This is a genomic window from Algoriphagus formosus, assembly GCF_002807035.1.
Lineage (GTDB): Bacteria > Bacteroidota > Bacteroidia > Cytophagales > Cyclobacteriaceae > Algoriphagus > Algoriphagus formosus.
This window is the reverse complement of sequence record NZ_NIUC01000001.1, coordinates 101,993-117,332: the sequence shown is the minus strand read 5'-3', so window position 1 is coordinate 117,332 and position 15,340 is coordinate 101,993. Positions and strand designations below refer to the sequence as shown.

14 protein-coding genes are annotated in these 15,340 nt (G+C 41.8%); 5 read left to right on the top strand and 9 right to left on the bottom strand.

Annotated elements, in window-relative coordinates:
• Positions 1-44: 44 nt before the first annotated feature.
• The gene (locus CDH51_RS00515; RefSeq protein ID WP_100626783.1) at positions 45-1,214 is read left to right on the top strand and encodes a C40 family peptidase; all 1,170 of its coding nucleotides are present in this window, start codon (positions 45-47) and stop codon (positions 1,212-1,214) included.
• A gap of 2 nt (positions 1,215-1,216) precedes the next feature.
• Positions 1,217-3,319, top strand: a complete 2,103-nt coding sequence (locus CDH51_RS00510) for a M28 family peptidase (RefSeq protein ID WP_100626782.1) — start codon at positions 1,217-1,219, stop codon at positions 3,317-3,319.
• A gap of 260 nt (positions 3,320-3,579) precedes the next feature.
• On the opposite strand, the gene CDH51_RS00505 is transcribed toward CDH51_RS00510, so the two are convergent.
• Both CDH51_RS00505 and CDH51_RS00500 read right to left on the bottom strand, forming a co-directional pair.
• Complete coding sequence (locus CDH51_RS00505) at positions 3,580-5,148, bottom strand: S8 family peptidase (protein ID WP_232724717.1); 1,569 nt, start codon at positions 5,146-5,148, stop codon at positions 3,580-3,582.
• Positions 5,149-5,215: 67 nt separating this feature from the next.
• A complete protein-coding gene (locus CDH51_RS00500) occupies positions 5,216-6,130 on the bottom strand; it encodes a helix-turn-helix transcriptional regulator (protein ID WP_024282688.1) in 915 nt (304 codons plus the stop codon).
• Between the two features lie 144 nt (positions 6,131-6,274).
• Here CDH51_RS00500 and CDH51_RS00495 point away from each other — a divergent pair, with 144 nt between their 5' ends.
• Entirely contained in the window at positions 6,275-7,855 is a 1,581-nt protein-coding gene (locus CDH51_RS00495; protein WP_157807016.1) for an ArnT family glycosyltransferase, read from the top strand.
• 88 nt (positions 7,856-7,943) lie between these two features.
• Here the strand turns inward: CDH51_RS00495 and CDH51_RS00490 are convergent, their stop codons facing one another.
• The 4 genes from CDH51_RS00490 to CDH51_RS00475 all read right to left on the bottom strand — a co-directional run bounded on the left by CDH51_RS00490 (position 7,944) and on the right by CDH51_RS00475 (position 10,438).
• Entirely contained in the window at positions 7,944-8,813 is an 870-nt protein-coding gene (locus CDH51_RS00490; protein WP_100626780.1) for a DUF5777 family beta-barrel protein, read from the bottom strand.
• Positions 8,813-9,358 (bottom strand): YceI family protein, encoded by a 546-nt coding sequence (locus tag CDH51_RS00485; protein WP_100626779.1) that lies wholly within the window; start codon positions 9,356-9,358, stop codon positions 8,813-8,815. The genes CDH51_RS00490 and CDH51_RS00485 overlap by 1 nt, the downstream gene beginning before the upstream one ends.
• Positions 9,358-9,843 (bottom strand): QcrA and Rieske domain-containing protein, encoded by a 486-nt coding sequence (locus tag CDH51_RS00480; RefSeq protein ID WP_100626778.1) that lies wholly within the window; start codon positions 9,841-9,843, stop codon positions 9,358-9,360. Before CDH51_RS00480 ends, CDH51_RS00485 begins: the two co-directional genes overlap by 1 nt.
• Before the next feature lie 67 nt (positions 9,844-9,910).
• The gene (locus CDH51_RS00475; RefSeq protein WP_100626777.1) at positions 9,911-10,438 is read right to left on the bottom strand and encodes a hypothetical protein; all 528 of its coding nucleotides are present in this window, start codon (positions 10,436-10,438) and stop codon (positions 9,911-9,913) included.
• Between the two features lie 147 nt (positions 10,439-10,585).
• On the opposite strand from CDH51_RS00475, the gene CDH51_RS00470 reads away from it, so the two are divergent.
• A complete protein-coding gene (locus tag CDH51_RS00470) occupies positions 10,586-10,906 on the top strand; it encodes a YbjQ family protein (RefSeq protein ID WP_100626776.1) in 321 nt (106 codons plus the stop codon).
• Positions 10,907-10,962: 56 nt separating this feature from the next.
• On the opposite strand, the gene CDH51_RS00465 is transcribed toward CDH51_RS00470, so the two are convergent.
• The 3 genes from CDH51_RS00465 to CDH51_RS00455 all read right to left on the bottom strand — a co-directional run bounded on the left by CDH51_RS00465 (position 10,963) and on the right by CDH51_RS00455 (position 13,142).
• The gene (locus CDH51_RS00465) at positions 10,963-11,211 is read right to left on the bottom strand and encodes a (2Fe-2S) ferredoxin domain-containing protein (RefSeq protein WP_100626775.1); all 249 of its coding nucleotides are present in this window, start codon (positions 11,209-11,211) and stop codon (positions 10,963-10,965) included.
• 10 nt (positions 11,212-11,221) lie between these two features.
• On the bottom strand, positions 11,222-12,475 hold the full coding sequence (locus CDH51_RS00460) for a DUF819 family protein (protein ID WP_100626774.1): 1,254 nt from the start codon (positions 12,473-12,475) through the stop codon (positions 11,222-11,224).
• 61 nt (positions 12,476-12,536) lie between these two features.
• Positions 12,537-13,142, bottom strand: coding sequence for an NUDIX hydrolase (locus CDH51_RS00455; protein ID WP_232724716.1), 606 nt, complete (start codon positions 13,140-13,142; stop codon positions 12,537-12,539).
• A 431-nt stretch (positions 13,143-13,573) separates the two neighbouring features.
• Here CDH51_RS00455 and aceK point away from each other — a divergent pair, with 431 nt between their 5' ends.
• Positions 13,574-15,298, top strand: coding sequence for a bifunctional isocitrate dehydrogenase kinase/phosphatase (aceK, locus tag CDH51_RS00450; protein WP_100626773.1), 1,725 nt, complete (start codon positions 13,574-13,576; stop codon positions 15,296-15,298).
• The last annotated feature ends 42 nt before the right edge of the window (positions 15,299-15,340 follow it).

Below are 15,340 nucleotides of genomic sequence, written 5' to 3'. Positions count from 1 at the left end.
ATAAAGGAGTCCTTGTGGTTTTCTTTTGTATTATATTTAAAGCTATGAAGAAAATACGATCGGCATGGCCCGCTTTATTTGTTTTTTACCTGGCATCATGCGCTATATCAAATGATAATCAAACAGTCAATCAACTCATTGAAAACTACCGGTCTACCACAGCCCCTGACAAGCGGGTTGCCCTCTGGAACTTAAGTTTTGAAAATGATTCCTTAAAGGGAGAAACAGATCGTTTGACCGCTTTGGATGAGCTTATCTCTGAGCTAAATGAGGAAGGAATTCAATTTACAGATGCTGTCAAGCGCTTGCCTGATTCAGAGCTAGAAGGTAAAACCAAGGCGGTGGTGACTATCTCAGTAGCTAATATTCGAAGCCAACCGAAGCATTCCGCTGAACTAGCCACCCAAGCGCTTATGGGCACTCCACTCACGGTGCTTAAAGGCGATGGTAGTTGGTACATGGTGCAAACGCCGGATCAGTACATTTCTTGGGTAGATCAGGCAGGAATCCAATTAATGACCGAGGCAGAGTTAGAAAATTGGTATCAGACTGCAAAGCTGGTTTTTACCCCTCTTACAGGTCATGTCTGGACTGGAAAAGACCAAAAAGAAATGGTCTCTGATCTGGTCGCAGGAGATATTTTGACAGGCTTAACTAGCGATGGAAACTGGGTAAAAGTACAGCTTCCGGATGGTCGCGAGGGCTGGGTAGAATCCGAGCAGTTAATGCAATGGGAAGAGTGGATTAGTAGCAGAGAGACATCAGTGGACAATCTGATATCAACAGCTAAATCTATGCTTGGCGTGCCCTATCTCTGGGGTGGCACCTCTATCAAAGGAGTGGATTGCAGTGGTTTTACCAAAACCATTTTTTACCTCAACGGACAGGTGATTCCTAGAGATGCCTCCCAACAAATCAATGAAGGGGAAGAGGTGGACAAAGAAAAAAACTGGGAAAACCTTCAAGTAGGCGATCTTCTCTTTTTTGGAGAGAAAGCTACCGATGATCGAAAAGAACGAGTTGTGCATGTAGGTATGTGGATTGGAAACAATGAATTTATCCATTCCAGAGGACGTGTACGAATTTCAAGTTTTGATCCAGCCAGTCCCAATTTTGATGAATATGAGCTCAATCGTTACTTAAGAACCAAGCGAATTGTCAACCAAAAATCTGACGGGGTGCTTTCCGTCTCTGAAATTATCCAACCTAATTAATTATGAAGTTTTTATTTAAAACAAGCACTGTATCCTTGGCTTTGACGGCCATGACAGTCTGCGCTGCCTTTGCGCAGGATGGCTTTTTTGAAAAAAATCAAGCCGAAAGACTGCGTGTCGAACAGGAGTTTTTGAAATCAGTCGACTTTAGCCGATTCAAAGTTCACCACCAGGAACTCACCAAAAATCCCCACATCGCCGGTACAGCAGAAAATGAGCTGGTACAGCAATACATGAAAAAAATCATGGAAGAAGCGGGAATGGATGTGCAGCTTTATCCATACGATGTCTATTTACCCAATGATCCCGGTAAATCAGAATTGGAAATCGTATCACCGGTACAAATGAAGCTTTCTCAACAAGAGAAAGTCCTCGACGAAGACCCTTTCACCAAAGACGATCGTCTTCACTTAGGATTTAATGCCTATTCAGGAAGTGGCGATGTGACAGCCGAAGTTGTCTATGTTAATTATGGAAGAAGAGAGGATTTCCAGAAGTTGGAAGAGATGGGGATAGACTTGACTGGAAAGGTTGTCATAGCTCGCTACGGTGGAAACTTTAGAGGGTTTAAGGCGAAATTTGCCGAGCAAGCAGGTGCAATTGGACTGATCGTCTATACCGATCCCATCGATAATGGCTTCACGAAAGGAGAAGTTTACCCGAATGGACCTTATTACAATGAAACTACCATTCAGCGTGGATCCATGCTCACCCTTGACTGGACAGGAGACCCTTTGACTCCATACGAACCAGCACTTCCTTTGGATGGGCCTGTGCAAGTAGACCGATTAGATCCGAAGGATGTAGCTTTTCACACTATTCCTGTCACTCCTATTGGGTACGGAGCTGCAGAGGAAATTTTATCTAGAATGAACGGTCAGTCTGTTCCTGAGGATTGGCAAGGAGCCCTGCCTTTTGACTATAAAATCGAGGGAGGCGCTGACTTGAAAGTCCGCGTAATGGTAGACCAACCCGTAGATTTTGTGCGTGTCAATAATGTGATCGGAACCTTCGAGGGAGCAAAATACCCTGATGAATGGATCATTTTAGGTTCACACTTTGATGCCTGGAGCTTTGGAGCTACAGATCCAAACTCAGGTACGGCTATGCTACTGACCCTAGCTGAAGCTTTGGGTGAACTTGCCAAAAAAGGAATGCGCCCAGACCGATCAATCATGATTGGGCATTGGGATGCAGAAGAACAAGGAATTCTAGGCTCGACTGAATGGGTGGAGCAACTTCGCGACGAACTTTCTGCAAAAGCCATTACCTACATGAATTTTGACGGTGGTGTTTCGGGTAGAAATTTTGGTGCAGCGGCTGCCCCTACCCTTAAGAAACTAATCATCGATGCTTCTCAGGAAATCATGTATCCAGATTCTACCAAAACAGTATTTGAAATTTGGGCTGGAAATAATCCTGAGCCAAGCATTCGGAACCTTGGAGGCGGATCGGATCACATTGGTTTCTACATGCATGTAGGAATTCCTAGCCTAAGTGGTGGTACCGGAGGAGTGACTGCCTATCACTCAAATTATGACAACTTCAATTACTACAGCAAATTTGTAGATCCCACATTCAAAATGGGTGGTGCTGTCGCACAACTTTTCGGATTGGTGACACTTCGAATGGCCAATGCGAATGTTATCCCTTACGATGTACCACGTTATGCACAAGATTTGAAAGGGCATTTTGATCAGGCAGTGAAAAATGTGAAAGAAATTGCTCCGGAGTTTGAAGATTTTAAACTCGTGAGAGAGGCATTGGTAAGACTGGAAAGAAGCTCTGCCGACTATCAGCAAAAACTAAATGAAGCTATGGATCAAGGCTCCCTTGATAAAGAAAAGCAGATTCAAATCAACCAGGGCTTGATTGGTTTGGAAAAGAGTTGGATCGACCCGCAGGGGATGTATTACGGAGATTGGTACAAGTCGCTTTATGTTTGCAATGACCCATTCTCAGGCTATGCTTCTTGGATTTTGCCCGGCATTCAATATGAGGTCGCAATCAACAGAACCGAAAAACTTGATGAATGGGATGAACGCTATGCTGCAGCTATCCTAGATCTTGCAAGCAAAATTGAGAATCTAGCTGAAATGCTCTGATAAAGAGCTTTCAAATGATTGAAAAATAAGAATCCCTGGCTTTTCAGTCAGGGATTCTTTGATTTTAAGGCTTTTGTAGATGCGCTTTCATACCAGTATAGAAATTGAAAGGCTGAAATTCTGCCAAAATGATTGATTTATGCAGGCATCCGTCATCGGACACTTGCCTGCCGTGGCGGGCCTGACATCTATCCAGATTAACAAAGAAAATGAGGCTACTGGCATGATTCCGTATATCCACATTAAGAATAATCTAAAACCTAATACACCCCACTCACGGCTGCAGCAGCATTCAAATTACCGTAGCCGTACTGAGAACTTTTATTAGGAAATAAGTCTGAACTCTCACGCATCCTTTGCAGTACTTGATCTCTTGTCCAATTTGGATTTTTTGACCATACCAAAGCTGCAATACCAGAGGTCGTCGCAGTTGCTACTGATGAACCTCCGACAGTCGCTGGATCATTTCCAAAGTTGGCCGTAGTCAATGGTTTATTATTGCTTCCTGAGCGCTCCATTACAACGGTAAACTCAACCTGAGAGCCTGAATGGCAGGTATCACAACGCTGATAGCCGCTTCCTTCTTTTACACCGGTTACGGCAACTGTCTCAGGCATATTAGCCGGGAAAATCACTCCTACCCAATTAGTGAAACTGGTGGAAGTTCCCGCTGCCGCAAAAATCAATTTCCCACGATTGTATGCGTACCGAACAGCATCAGCCACTTTAGAATTTGAAAAAACATCACCAATAGACATGGAAATAATTCGCACATCCGATCGATTGCCTAATAGCACCAAAGCCTCAGCAACACCGTCTTTTTCATTTCCTGAATTAACAATCACATCCGAAGTACCCCGAACTGAAATCAAATTACTGTTATAAGCGACACCGACGGCATTTCCAACTGTATTTCGGGGTGATGCAATCACACCTGACATGGCAGTACCATGACCGCATTGATCATCTGGCCCATCGTATCGCTTCCAAAACCACCATCCGGTCTTATGTGTACCAAAGCGAAGTACTTGTCTTCCAGAAGATTCACCCGAATTGAATAATCCATTTAACATCGGTTGATCAGGGGAAAGTCCGGTATCGATTACTCCAACCGTAATACCTGCTCCTGTACTTTGGGCCCATGCTTGATCAATTCCCATGTCCTCATAATTCCAGGAAGATTTAGCCGATGGGCTAATTAGTGTAAAGTCCGAAGAGGGAACATTTCCTGGGCTATTTTCGCAGCCTGCATCGCTCAAGATACGGGCATCTGGGTCGGCTTCCTGAAGTAAGGCATAATCAAACTCATACGATCTAGGCTCTATGTATCGGACTTCTCCCATACTTCGAAGTGTCTGAATCATTGATAAATCCGTGAATTTTACCTCTAAGAATGGTAGATCGGGATGGATCAAGGCATTTTCATCCGCCAATCGATATTTGGGGCTTTGATTACGATCAAGCGTCTCCTCAATAGTTTGAACAATTTTCTGAGCGGCGGCCTGCCATTGAGGATCGGTAACTTTTTCGAGACCAATTCTTGAATTAGGCTGGCTTTCCATACTTGGCTTATACCCTATCGTCAAGATAGAATCTGCATGCATCATAGCGGACCAAATCAGCAAATCACTTTGCTCTTCCCATTTGAAATCCCCGGTTTCTTGAAGGGATTTAAAAATCAACTCATTGATCTGAGTTTGAGGGATGACTTCTTGACTTTGGGATAACTCCGAACTTGGGGAGACCTGTGGCGATTCCTCCTGAGAACAGGACTGAACGATCAGGGCTAAAAATAGAAGCCCTGAAAAATACTTCATGGTTTTTTTCATTTTAAAAAGGTTTTGGTTTTGACTATCAGGAATTTACGTTATCCGATAAAAAATTACAAAGCTATCTCTAAAAATAATTGGCACGGAGTATTTGGGCGGAAAGGTATTCCTTCATCTCATCACCTTCTTCTACTTTTATTTCACCGGGTAATCCCAGGATAAATCGACCCAATCCAGGAAGCTGAGGCACATTACCTTCGAAAATAAACTGATTACGATTTTCAGTTTTCAGCGAGGGGCGAGCATTTGGGTATTCTTCAAGCATAAGTTGGTAGGCCTTTTTACTCATTCGAAGTCTGACATGAAAGCGTTTTTTTCCAGTATATCCAAAAAAGGATTCCTCAGGAATTTCATGCTTCTTTTTATTTTTCCATGCTTCATTGGATACGATCACCTCTCCAATTCGCTCAATTTTGAAAACCTTCATCGAGCCACTTTCCGGTTCGAAAGCATGGATAAATTCATAATTCTTTGAAAATGCGACCGGCTCCACCAATCGATCACTGACAGAATCACTGTGCAAGGAATAGTAGTCACGAAGCCAGATTTGTCGCTCTTCCTGAATTCCTTTCCCAATTTCGTCGATAATTCGACCCAAGTTTGCACGAAATAGCTCCTCAGTGCTCTCTCGCAGCTCCGATCGAAGCTGAAGCTTTTGTAAAACCGAATCCCGAAGCAGGTTCTTTTTCCCTTTACTTTCGATGATTTCTCTTAACCATTGACTTTCTTCCGCAGAAAAAGTAGAAAAATTCATTGTATCCATACTCCCGGGATACTCCGCTAATTTGTACTTGCTAAATTCCTTTTCCACCTTAAAACCCAAGGATTCTAGGAGTTTAAAATATCGGTAGATTGTCCGGACATCAGTTTCTAACAGTTCTGCCAATCGATGTACCGGCTTCCCAATATTCCCTCTAAGAAGATTGATCAATTTGAAAACACGGAGAATTTTTTGCTGCTCTACTTTTCCTGATGCTGCCATATTCGGTTCTTTTTGAATTAAAAAAGGACTCTAAACTATCACTTTGAAAGTAAATTTTAATTTTTTTGTCAGTAATTGTCATGAATAAATTATTTCCACTTTCCAAAAGGAGAATTGAAATCGCCTAATTTTGGAAGTATGCAAATGAATGAAAGCGCAGTATTTGCTAAGAATTGGTCCTCTATTGTTTTGTGGGGAGGATTGATCTTTCTTTTTGGCTACTGGTTCTTTGGTTTTGACGGGATCACTTTCAGCGATGATGTGTATTACCTGCTTGCAGGGAGAGATTTTTGGGAGGGAAAAATGGCCACAAACGATTATCACTTTTCTAGTCGTTGGGGCGCTTACATACCCGCAGGATTAATTGTGCATTGGTTTGGGATGAATCCCCATTGGGCATCGGCAATATCACTCTTAGCCTACCTGATTACATTTCTATTGCTCTTTAGGCTGCAATCAGGAAAAGAAAGAAAGATGGTTTTTAGCATTTGGATGCTCACTCAGGTTTATTTGCTGCACTTTTTGACCAAGGTGTATCCTGATGCTTTATTGGTACTATGCGTTGCTTTTGTGGTTTTCGCCTCGACTTTTCGCTTTCAAAAGCCCTTTTTGGCAGCTCTAGGAATCATTATTGGCTTTTTTGTGGGAATGGTTACCAAAGAAACCATGGTCTTATTGGGTACTTTTCCAATTCTGATTTTATATTTTGACTGGAGGTCAAAAAAAATGAATTTCTCCTTTCTAAGCTACTTAATTGCTTTGGGCGCAACCGTCATACTCCTTTATTTGGCGTATTTCTGGTGGAAGTTTGGAGACCCTTTCTACCGGGTTACTTCTATCAATGCAGGGCATTACGTTTCTGAATTTACCTACGCAGACAAAGGTTGGAAAAGTATGTTGAGACGATTGAGCTATTTGCCTATCACAACCTTTGTAGAACGCATTTATTGGCCTTGGATAGTCTTTTCTATTCCCGGAATTTGGAATGCTTTGAAGACAAAAAAACCTAAAGATCTTGAGTTTTCTTTGGCTTTCCTCTCCCTCTTAATCGGTTTTTGGTTTATGAGTTCTACGCTCGAACTCTACAATCCCATTTACCTGAACCCTCGTCACCTGATCGTGATTGTTCCGATATTGGCATTTTTAATAGGCAGTGGTTGGAAAACTTGGAAAACTAATCCTAAAATGAAATGGACAATAATGTCCTTAATGATTCTAGGTGTCGCCATCAGTGTATTTCAAAATGATTGGAAAACCGCGGCTTTTCAAGGAGTTCTTGCCGTCCTACTTTTCCTTCCAAAATCCAACTGGCAAGTTGCCGCATTTAGCTTAGTCCTCATAAGTCCGGCTATCTTAGCCATTCAGTATCAAAAAGACTTAAAAGATTATCAAAATTTAATCAAAGAGTTAAACAGAGAGCTATTATCTACTGAAAATCAATCACCTATACTAGTAAACAACTTCATTTATTTCAGCAGAGAAGTACTCATTCCAGACCAAAATCTCACTGCTAAAATACTTATCCCTATAGAAAGTGCTGATTCTTTAATAGGAACTGCTCCGGAAGAAATTCGGGTCTTTATCTACAATTATTATCAGCACGCTTATCCTCAGGAGGAAGAGGATATTAGACCATTAGAAAGCCTACTCAAACCTTCCTATCAAATGCAGGAAGGTCAAGTAGATGGTCAGGTTGAAATTCAAATTTATAGAAGAAGGGATTAATTTCTTAAGAATGTTTAAAGACCTATAACAATGAATGGCTCCACTTCAACAGGACAAAGCTTTGTAAAAAAGCATTCAAATCGACATTCTATCTCTTCTTCTGACCAATCGCAAATACCCGATTCACATTGAATCCAAGTCTAAATTCTTCACCGGGTACTCCATTGCCTCCGGCTAGCAAATAGGGTTCGTTTAATGCCTGAGAGGTCACGAAATACATTTGAAATACGTGTCCACCAGCCTCCACGTCCCAACCTATTCCAAAATTGCTTCGAAGATCTGTATTCAAATTTGGGATGTATTGCAAAGTAAGCGAAGAGCGCTCTCCGACTTTAAACTTTCCACTAAGCCCGAGAGCTAGATAGAAATTTTCTGTCCCCTCGATTTGATAAACAGGCCTAGGGTCTACAAAATAAGCCATCATTGGACTCAACTGCAGGCTGATTCTATCAGTAAACTTTCTGGCAATCATCACCTGAGCGAAGTAATTGCTTCGCTCTGAGAAGTTAGGAGCATTTTCAGGGAGAAAATCATAATTACTGGTATTCACTCCCATTCCACCTGCAAGACTGACACTGACTGGCATAGACTCATTTAAGCGCTGCTCAAGCAAATGATATCGACCAAATACCTGGTAAACCTTATCCCGGCTACTCCTCGAAATTCCAGCCGAAAACTTCTCAGAAAGCGCAAACTCAAAACTAAACTGAATATTTGCACCATTATCCAAGCCAAACAGGTTCTCGACACCTCCATTCAAGGTACCAAAGGTATGCATGATGGCAAAGTGCATGGTCTTTTTGTCCAAGGGCTCTACGGTAAGCAGATTGATATGCCTGGGAGCATGAAAAATCAGATCCACCGGTTGATTTTCGTTGACAAGTTTCCGCTCTAACTGCCCCTTTGCGGAAAAGGAAATCAAGCTGCCAATCAATATTAAAGTAAATAGCTTTTGCATCAGTTCTGAAGTTTTAGATCTCCCTCAATATGAACCAACTGCTTTTCAGCCAATTCATAAAAGACCAATTTTGGAATTTCTATATCAAAGTCTCCTAAAAGCACTTCGAAGTCTGCCTGTAATTTCACAAGGCCTTTCTCCTCTTTTTTCAGCATTCCCGGAATTCGAATTTGTTTCTCTTTACCATGGATTTTGAAAATACCTTCCACCTCGACAGCTACCCAATCGTCAGAATCTAAGTCAGGTACAGTCAGCATTTTTCCGGTAAATTCTGCAAAGGGATATTTATCTGTCTCCAGATAATTTTCCCGCATGTGACGATCCCGTAATCCTATTCCGGTATCGAGGGTATTCAGATCAAGGTAGAAATCAACCAAGTTTTTATCCAGGTCGATCAACCCGTGAAGTTTCTGAGATACACCTTCGAACTCATTCAAAGGAGCTTTGGAAGTGAAAACAGCTTTTCCGTCCTCTGTGACGAAGTTTTGACCGTAGGTCAAAAAACTGAGAGCAGAAAAGAATACGAATAAAACAAGCCTTCTCATCACTTGGTGATGGTCAAAATATCATTGCTGACACTGGTATCAAATCGCTCAAGTGGTCGATTGGCAGGACCTTGAAGAACGTTTCCTTCTGTGTCAAACTGTGATCCATGGCAAGAGCAAGTGAATCGATTGCCTGAGTAACTCCAGTTTCTGTCACAAGCAGAATGGGTACACACGGATGTCAAAGCGCTGTAGCTTCCCCCCACATTTACCACAAGAGTTTGAGCTTCGATGATAAGCAACCAGCCTCCACTATTGGCTAGCCCTGTTTGCTGATTTAGATCAATGGTAATGGTGTTTCCAGCTACAGTAATTCCGCTTCCTCCGCCTGTTGGGGGAGCCTGAGGAGTAGCATCTTCCTCATCTGAGCAACTGGTGAAAAAAGAAAGTCCAAAGACGGACATAGCGAGCACAGAACCGGATTTTTCCAGAAAAGCTCTGCGGGAATTTGTCAAATTCCCCGATTTTACTTGAATTGTTTTCATGATAGCTAATGTTTCGTTGGATATACGAGAACAAAAGCCTTTGTGGATTTAAAATGTTTGTTGCAGCCTAAAAATGCCTTCTATCGAGGATCTCCTTGAGGACAATGGCGTTCTTTAAAGAATCTTTGTTTTTCACCAATTTGGCGTAGGGATTTACCTTTTTCTTACTTCGGTATTTGATAAAACGCTCATCACTGGAAGAGGATGGAATTTCAGGTATTCCTTCAGAAGTTTTGACTGATTTTGGGTCAAGTTTTTCGAAAGCTCCCTGGTAATATTGTATTTCGTCGTCCTGCTCTTCAAGAGGTTTGTAGGAAGAAGTAGGAACTTTTTCAGCCTTGATAGGCTCGAAGGATTCTCTTCTTTTTGGTGGGGCTTGAGGTTTAGGCTTTGGCTTGGCTTCCTCCTTGGGCTTACCTTCTTGAATATCCCGAATTTCTTTTAGCAAATCTTCAAAGGTGACCGGCTTGCTTTCATCTTCGGGAGATTGATTATCAGGCATTTCAGGGTTCTTTGCCTTCTTTTTACCACTAGTTGCCTGATAGATAAAGTAGATGATAATCGCAATGATGTAAATAATATTCCCCAAATCCATAGCTCAAGATAGATATTCTAGCCGATAATTTATCAAGGCTTCTTTTGCTAATTCTAATTTATGACCCAAATTAATCGCTAACATGCAAATCAGAACAAATTATCTCGGTTTGCGTGATTAAAGAAGTTCAATTTTAATACTAACACTATGATCATTTCAACTACCAACAGCCTGGAAGGGCACAAAGTCACACAATATTTAGGAATAGTATCCGGCGAGACCATCATCGGTGCCAATGTTTTCAAAGATTTTTTTGCAAGCATTACAGACATTGTAGGAGGTCGCTCAGGTTCCTACGAAAGAGTTTTGAGAGAGGCAAAAGCCACTGCGATGACTGAGATGGAGATGCAAGCAAGAAGTTTTGGCGCCAATGCCATTATCGGAATCGATCTTGACTATGAGACGATCCGTGATGGTATGCTAATGGTAACCGCAAGTGGTACGGCAGTCAAAATTGAGAAGCTTTAATCTCAACTAGATGAAAAAAAAATCCCGCTAAGTCGGGATTTTTTTGTGTCAATCGGCTATTTCAGCTTCTTTTCTAATTCATTCAAGATCTGAGCAAAATTGGTCTTTTTGTAAAAATGATCATCCAAAATCACCACTGGAGCCGACTTACAATGATCCAGACATTTGGTTTGGATCAACTTACAATTTCCTTTCATAGGCGACTTTTTGAATGATTCTTTGAGCTCTTTGCACAGACCTTTTGCACCTGCTTTCTTGCAGTCAGAACCCGTACATACAAAAATCAATTCACGTTTGTGCCTCATATAAGCTAAATCACATACCAGAAACAGCCTGCATCATCAGGCCGCATAGATAAGCTCCATAGGTACCTACAGCATAGCCGAGGACTGCCAAAAGCACTCCAACCGGAGCTAATGAAGCATCAAAAGCACCTGCTACAATGGGTGCTGACGCAGCTCCTCCTACATTGGCCTGGGAGCCCACTGCTACATAAAAGAAAGGAGCTTTGATCAACCATGCTACCAGAAGCATGATCAAAATGTGGAAGAACATCCAAAGAATCCCTATGACAAATAAAATAGGGTTATCTAAGACAGCACCCAAATCCATCTGCATTCCAATGGTGGCAACTAGAATATACAAAAAAACTGACCCAAAGCGAGAAGCACCAGCTCCTTCGAGATTTCTTGCACGGGTAAAAGACAAAGCCAAACCAGCAGTAGTAGCGACAACCACGATCCAGAAGAAAGTCGAATCCAAAGAATAATCCTTAAGCTGCGGATAATTCTCTCCAATATAGGGGGCAAGATTATCCGCCAGCAAGTGAGAAACACCGGTGATTCCAAATGCGACACCGAGAATCACCATACTATCAGAGAGCGTAGGAATCCGCATGATTTTGGACCTAAAATCAGCAATCTTATCCCGTAGTTCATAAATAGCAGAGGTATCCGCTTTGAAGAAATTATCGATTTTTTCGGGCTTGGCTGCCCAATAAAGTAAAAATGCCATCCATAGATTGGCAACCAACACATCTACTGCGATCATTTGAGCGAAAAGGTCTGAATCAGCACCGAATACCTCCAGCATGGCCGTTTGATTAGCCCCTCCTCCTATCCATGAGCCAGCGATAGTAGCAAGTCCACGCCAAATTTCCATGGGACCTTCTCCTCCCAATACCTCAGGGAAAAATGTCCCGACGGTAAGCAAGGCCAAGGGACCTCCCAGCATAATCCCGAGCGTACCTGCCAGAAACATAGTAAGCGCTTTCGGCCCTAGCTTCAGGATACCTTTCAGGTCAATGCTCAATGTAAATAGCACCAAAGATGCAGGAAGTAAATAGCGGCTAGCAACGAAATAAAGATTAGAATCTTCCCCTGAGATAATTCCCAAAGAATTGAAAACCGCTGGAATGAAGTAACAGAGCAATACTGTCGGGACTACCCGATAAAACTTTTGAAGGATTCTATTATTACTGGCTGCTGTGCTAAAAACTAAGGCCAAAATGGCCAGCAAAATGCCAAAAACAATGGCATCATTGGTAATTAGAGGTCCCTGTCCTTCCATACTTTTCTGGTTAGTTTTTACAACAATACCAACAAAAGGTCAAAAGCCCAATAGAAATAGATCAGCCTTCTGCAAGCATATGTGCCAACTCACTCAATATCATGGCTGTGGCTCCCCAGACGATTTCTCCGTGAAGATCGAAGTATGGCGTATCTAATTCTAATTCCTGATTGATTTTCAAAATCGTCCGTTGCCTTCTTTCCGAATTGAGAATAAAATCGAGTTGCGTAGGTAGGATCATATCGACTTCCCTGATTTCAGGCACAAACTCAGGAACTTCATGAATCGCGCCGATTACAGGCGTCACGAGAAAATTGGATGTGGGAATATAAAGATCGGTTAGCTTTCCGAGGATCTGAACCCTCTCTGCATTCACCGCAACCTCTTCCTGAGCTTCCCTCAAAGCCGTATGGATGATATCTGTATCTCCAGGATCCATCTTTCCGCCCGGAAGGGCAATCTGTCCGCTATGAACTCCCTTGTATACTGGCCTTTTGATCAATGGAAAAAGCACTTCGGACTTTCCTGGATAAAAGACGAGCAAAACAGCACCTTTTCGATGATGGAGCGGAACCTTTGGGTCAAAGCGACGCAAATCTATGGGTTGAGGAGCCATTTGTATATGTGCCTCCTTCCCCGGCAATGGATGGCGGAGCCGATCCTTCAAAAAAACGATTAATTCATCATGATTCATGTCTTCTGCAAGATAACAGACTTCCAATAAGACAATCCAAAAATGGCCCAATTTAAACACAAAAAAGGCCGGGCTAATACCCGACCTTTTCCTGCTCTCAAACCTATTAAACCTATTGTAGATATTCGATTATGAATACTGTCGAAAAGTAGAAAATGTTTTCTATTACTCCAAACAATCGATTGCGAAAGATTTTCAAAATTTTATTTTCCAAATGATTTTTGACCTAAATCATTTAAAATCAAGCCTAAAGCCAGAAATATTTTTTAAAAAAAATTTAAATAATATTCTATCTAGATTTAATCAAAGTTTTATGCAATCGTCTGCATAAATTTTCACTTTTTCATTACAATCCTGAAGGGTCTTATTTTTTCTGTATTTTCGGAAAAATACTCAGCCAAGCAATGCCGCATAGTCCCCAATCATTGGCCAAAAGAATCTTTGATGGATTTGAAAGCTACATCCGGAGCTTCAATACCTATACACGACTCGCTCCAAAATATTTCAGGGAACGAAATTGGCAAAACATGCAAATCAACCATCGACAAAGGTTGAGATTGTACAAGGATCTTCTATTCCAACTAGCGGATGAATTTCATGAAAAGCTTGGGGAGACTGCTTCCGACAGAGGCATTTGGTCTTCTATTAGGAAAGAGTACCAAAGCATGATATTGGGAAGGCCAGATGTGGAGTTGGCCGAAACTTTTTTCAACTCAGTCATCCGCAAAGCTTTTCCTGGAATGTCAGTAGATGCCGAATTAATGTACCTGACGGAGGGCCATGAATCTTGTGAATGGAGTAGAGATAGCGATATGATCCATGTCTATCCCAGTCAAATGGGACTTGAGCCAATCATCCGAAAGATTTTGGATGATTTTGATATGGGAGTTCCATACATGAATAAGGAGCAGGATATCCAGTTTCTAATTCAAAGTGTCAAAGACGTCATTCTCACCCGGTACAATCCGGGCCCAGAAACTACCACAGAAATACTCAAATCGGTCTTTTATCGAAACAAGGCTGCATACCTGATAGGAAGGACCTTCGTTGGTGAAAAGTGGATGCCATTTATTATACCTATGCTTCATGGAGAGAAAGGTGTTTTCGTGGATACTCTGATTTTTGATCGGCAGATTATGAGTCACTTGTTCAGCTTTACCCGCTCCTATTTTATGGTCGAAGCTGATGTCCCTTCGCAAGTGGTTGGTTTTCTAAGCTCAGTCATTTCTCATAAAAAGACGCATGAACTCTATAATGCAATTGGGTTCAACAAACATGGAAAAACGCTATTCTACCGTGACTTTCTGGACCATATAAATCAATCTTCGGATGAGTTTATTCCTGCCCCTGGAGTCAAAGGCATGGTGATGACTGTGTTCACCTCCCCCTCTATAGATGTGGTTTTCAAGCTGGTAAAGGATCATTTTGAACCGCCAAAAAGCATGACCCGGCAAGAAGTAAGGGAGAAATACAAGTTGGTTTCATTACATGATCGCGTTGGTAGGATGGCAGACACCCATGAATTCGAATACTTTCACCTTCCACTTGATCGCATTAGTTCGGAACTGATGAAGGAGTTAAGAAATACCTGCAACTCGCTCTTGAAAATTGAAAACAATGAATTGATTATCAAACACTTGTACACTGAGCGCAAGATGATACCACTCAACCTTTACTTGGACGATTGCACTACAGAGGAAGGTTTGGAAGCGGCAGAGGATTATGGTAGAGCTATATTACAATTGGCGCAGGCGAATATTTTCCCAGGTGATATGATGACCAAAAACTTTGGACTCACCCGTCAAAAAAGAGTCATTTTCTATGATTACGATGAGATTGAGTTTTTGACAGATATGAACTTCCGAGTGAAACCAAAAGCGGAAACTTATGAGCAAATCTATGCCTCCGAGCCTTGGTATGATATTGCCAAAAATGACGTCTTTCCAGAAGATTTTCGGCGCTGGATGATTGGCAGAGAAGATTTAAAAGAACATTTTCTGAATTATCACAAAAACCTTTTCGACCCGCTGCATTGGCAAAAGATTCAAAAAAGAATTAAAAGCGGTGAACTCATTCATGCATTCCCCTACCCAGAAGAAATCCGCTTTAGACCTCATGAAAGAGTTTGACAGAAACACCTCTTTTTCACATTCTGAATAATCATTTTCAAT

What these genes read in the sequence shown, in the direction of transcription:
- CDH51_RS00505 (WP_232724717.1), bottom strand. Translation starts at nt 5,148, where the DNA reads ATGAAAAAAACCATGAAGTATTTTTCAGGGCTTCTATTTTTAGCCCTG.
- CDH51_RS00460 (WP_100626774.1), bottom strand. Translation starts at nt 12,475, where the DNA reads ATGGAAGGACAGGGACCTCTAATTACCAATGATGCCATTGTTTTTGGC.
- CDH51_RS00470 (WP_100626776.1), top strand. Translation starts at nt 10,586, where the DNA reads ATGATCATTTCAACTACCAACAGCCTGGAAGGGCACAAAGTCACACAA.
- CDH51_RS00500 (WP_024282688.1), bottom strand. Translation starts at nt 6,130, where the DNA reads ATGGCAGCATCAGGAAAAGTAGAGCAGCAAAAAATTCTCCGTGTTTTC.
- CDH51_RS00485 (WP_100626779.1), bottom strand. Translation starts at nt 9,358, where the DNA reads ATGAGAAGGCTTGTTTTATTCGTATTCTTTTCTGCTCTCAGTTTTTTG.
- CDH51_RS00490 (WP_100626780.1), bottom strand. Translation starts at nt 8,813, where the DNA reads ATGCAAAAGCTATTTACTTTAATATTGATTGGCAGCTTGATTTCCTTT.
- CDH51_RS00480 (WP_100626778.1), bottom strand. Translation starts at nt 9,843, where the DNA reads ATGAAAACAATTCAAGTAAAATCGGGGAATTTGACAAATTCCCGCAGA.
- CDH51_RS00465 (WP_100626775.1), bottom strand. Translation starts at nt 11,211, where the DNA reads ATGAGGCACAAACGTGAATTGATTTTTGTATGTACGGGTTCTGACTGC.
- CDH51_RS00515 (WP_100626783.1), top strand. Translation starts at nt 45, where the DNA reads ATGAAGAAAATACGATCGGCATGGCCCGCTTTATTTGTTTTTTACCTG.
- CDH51_RS00495 (WP_157807016.1), top strand. Translation starts at nt 6,275, where the DNA reads ATGAATGAAAGCGCAGTATTTGCTAAGAATTGGTCCTCTATTGTTTTG.
- aceK (WP_100626773.1), top strand. Translation starts at nt 13,574, where the DNA reads ATGCCGCATAGTCCCCAATCATTGGCCAAAAGAATCTTTGATGGATTT.
- CDH51_RS00510 (WP_100626782.1), top strand. Translation starts at nt 1,217, where the DNA reads ATGAAGTTTTTATTTAAAACAAGCACTGTATCCTTGGCTTTGACGGCC.
- CDH51_RS00475 (WP_100626777.1), bottom strand. Translation starts at nt 10,438, where the DNA reads ATGGATTTGGGGAATATTATTTACATCATTGCGATTATCATCTACTTT.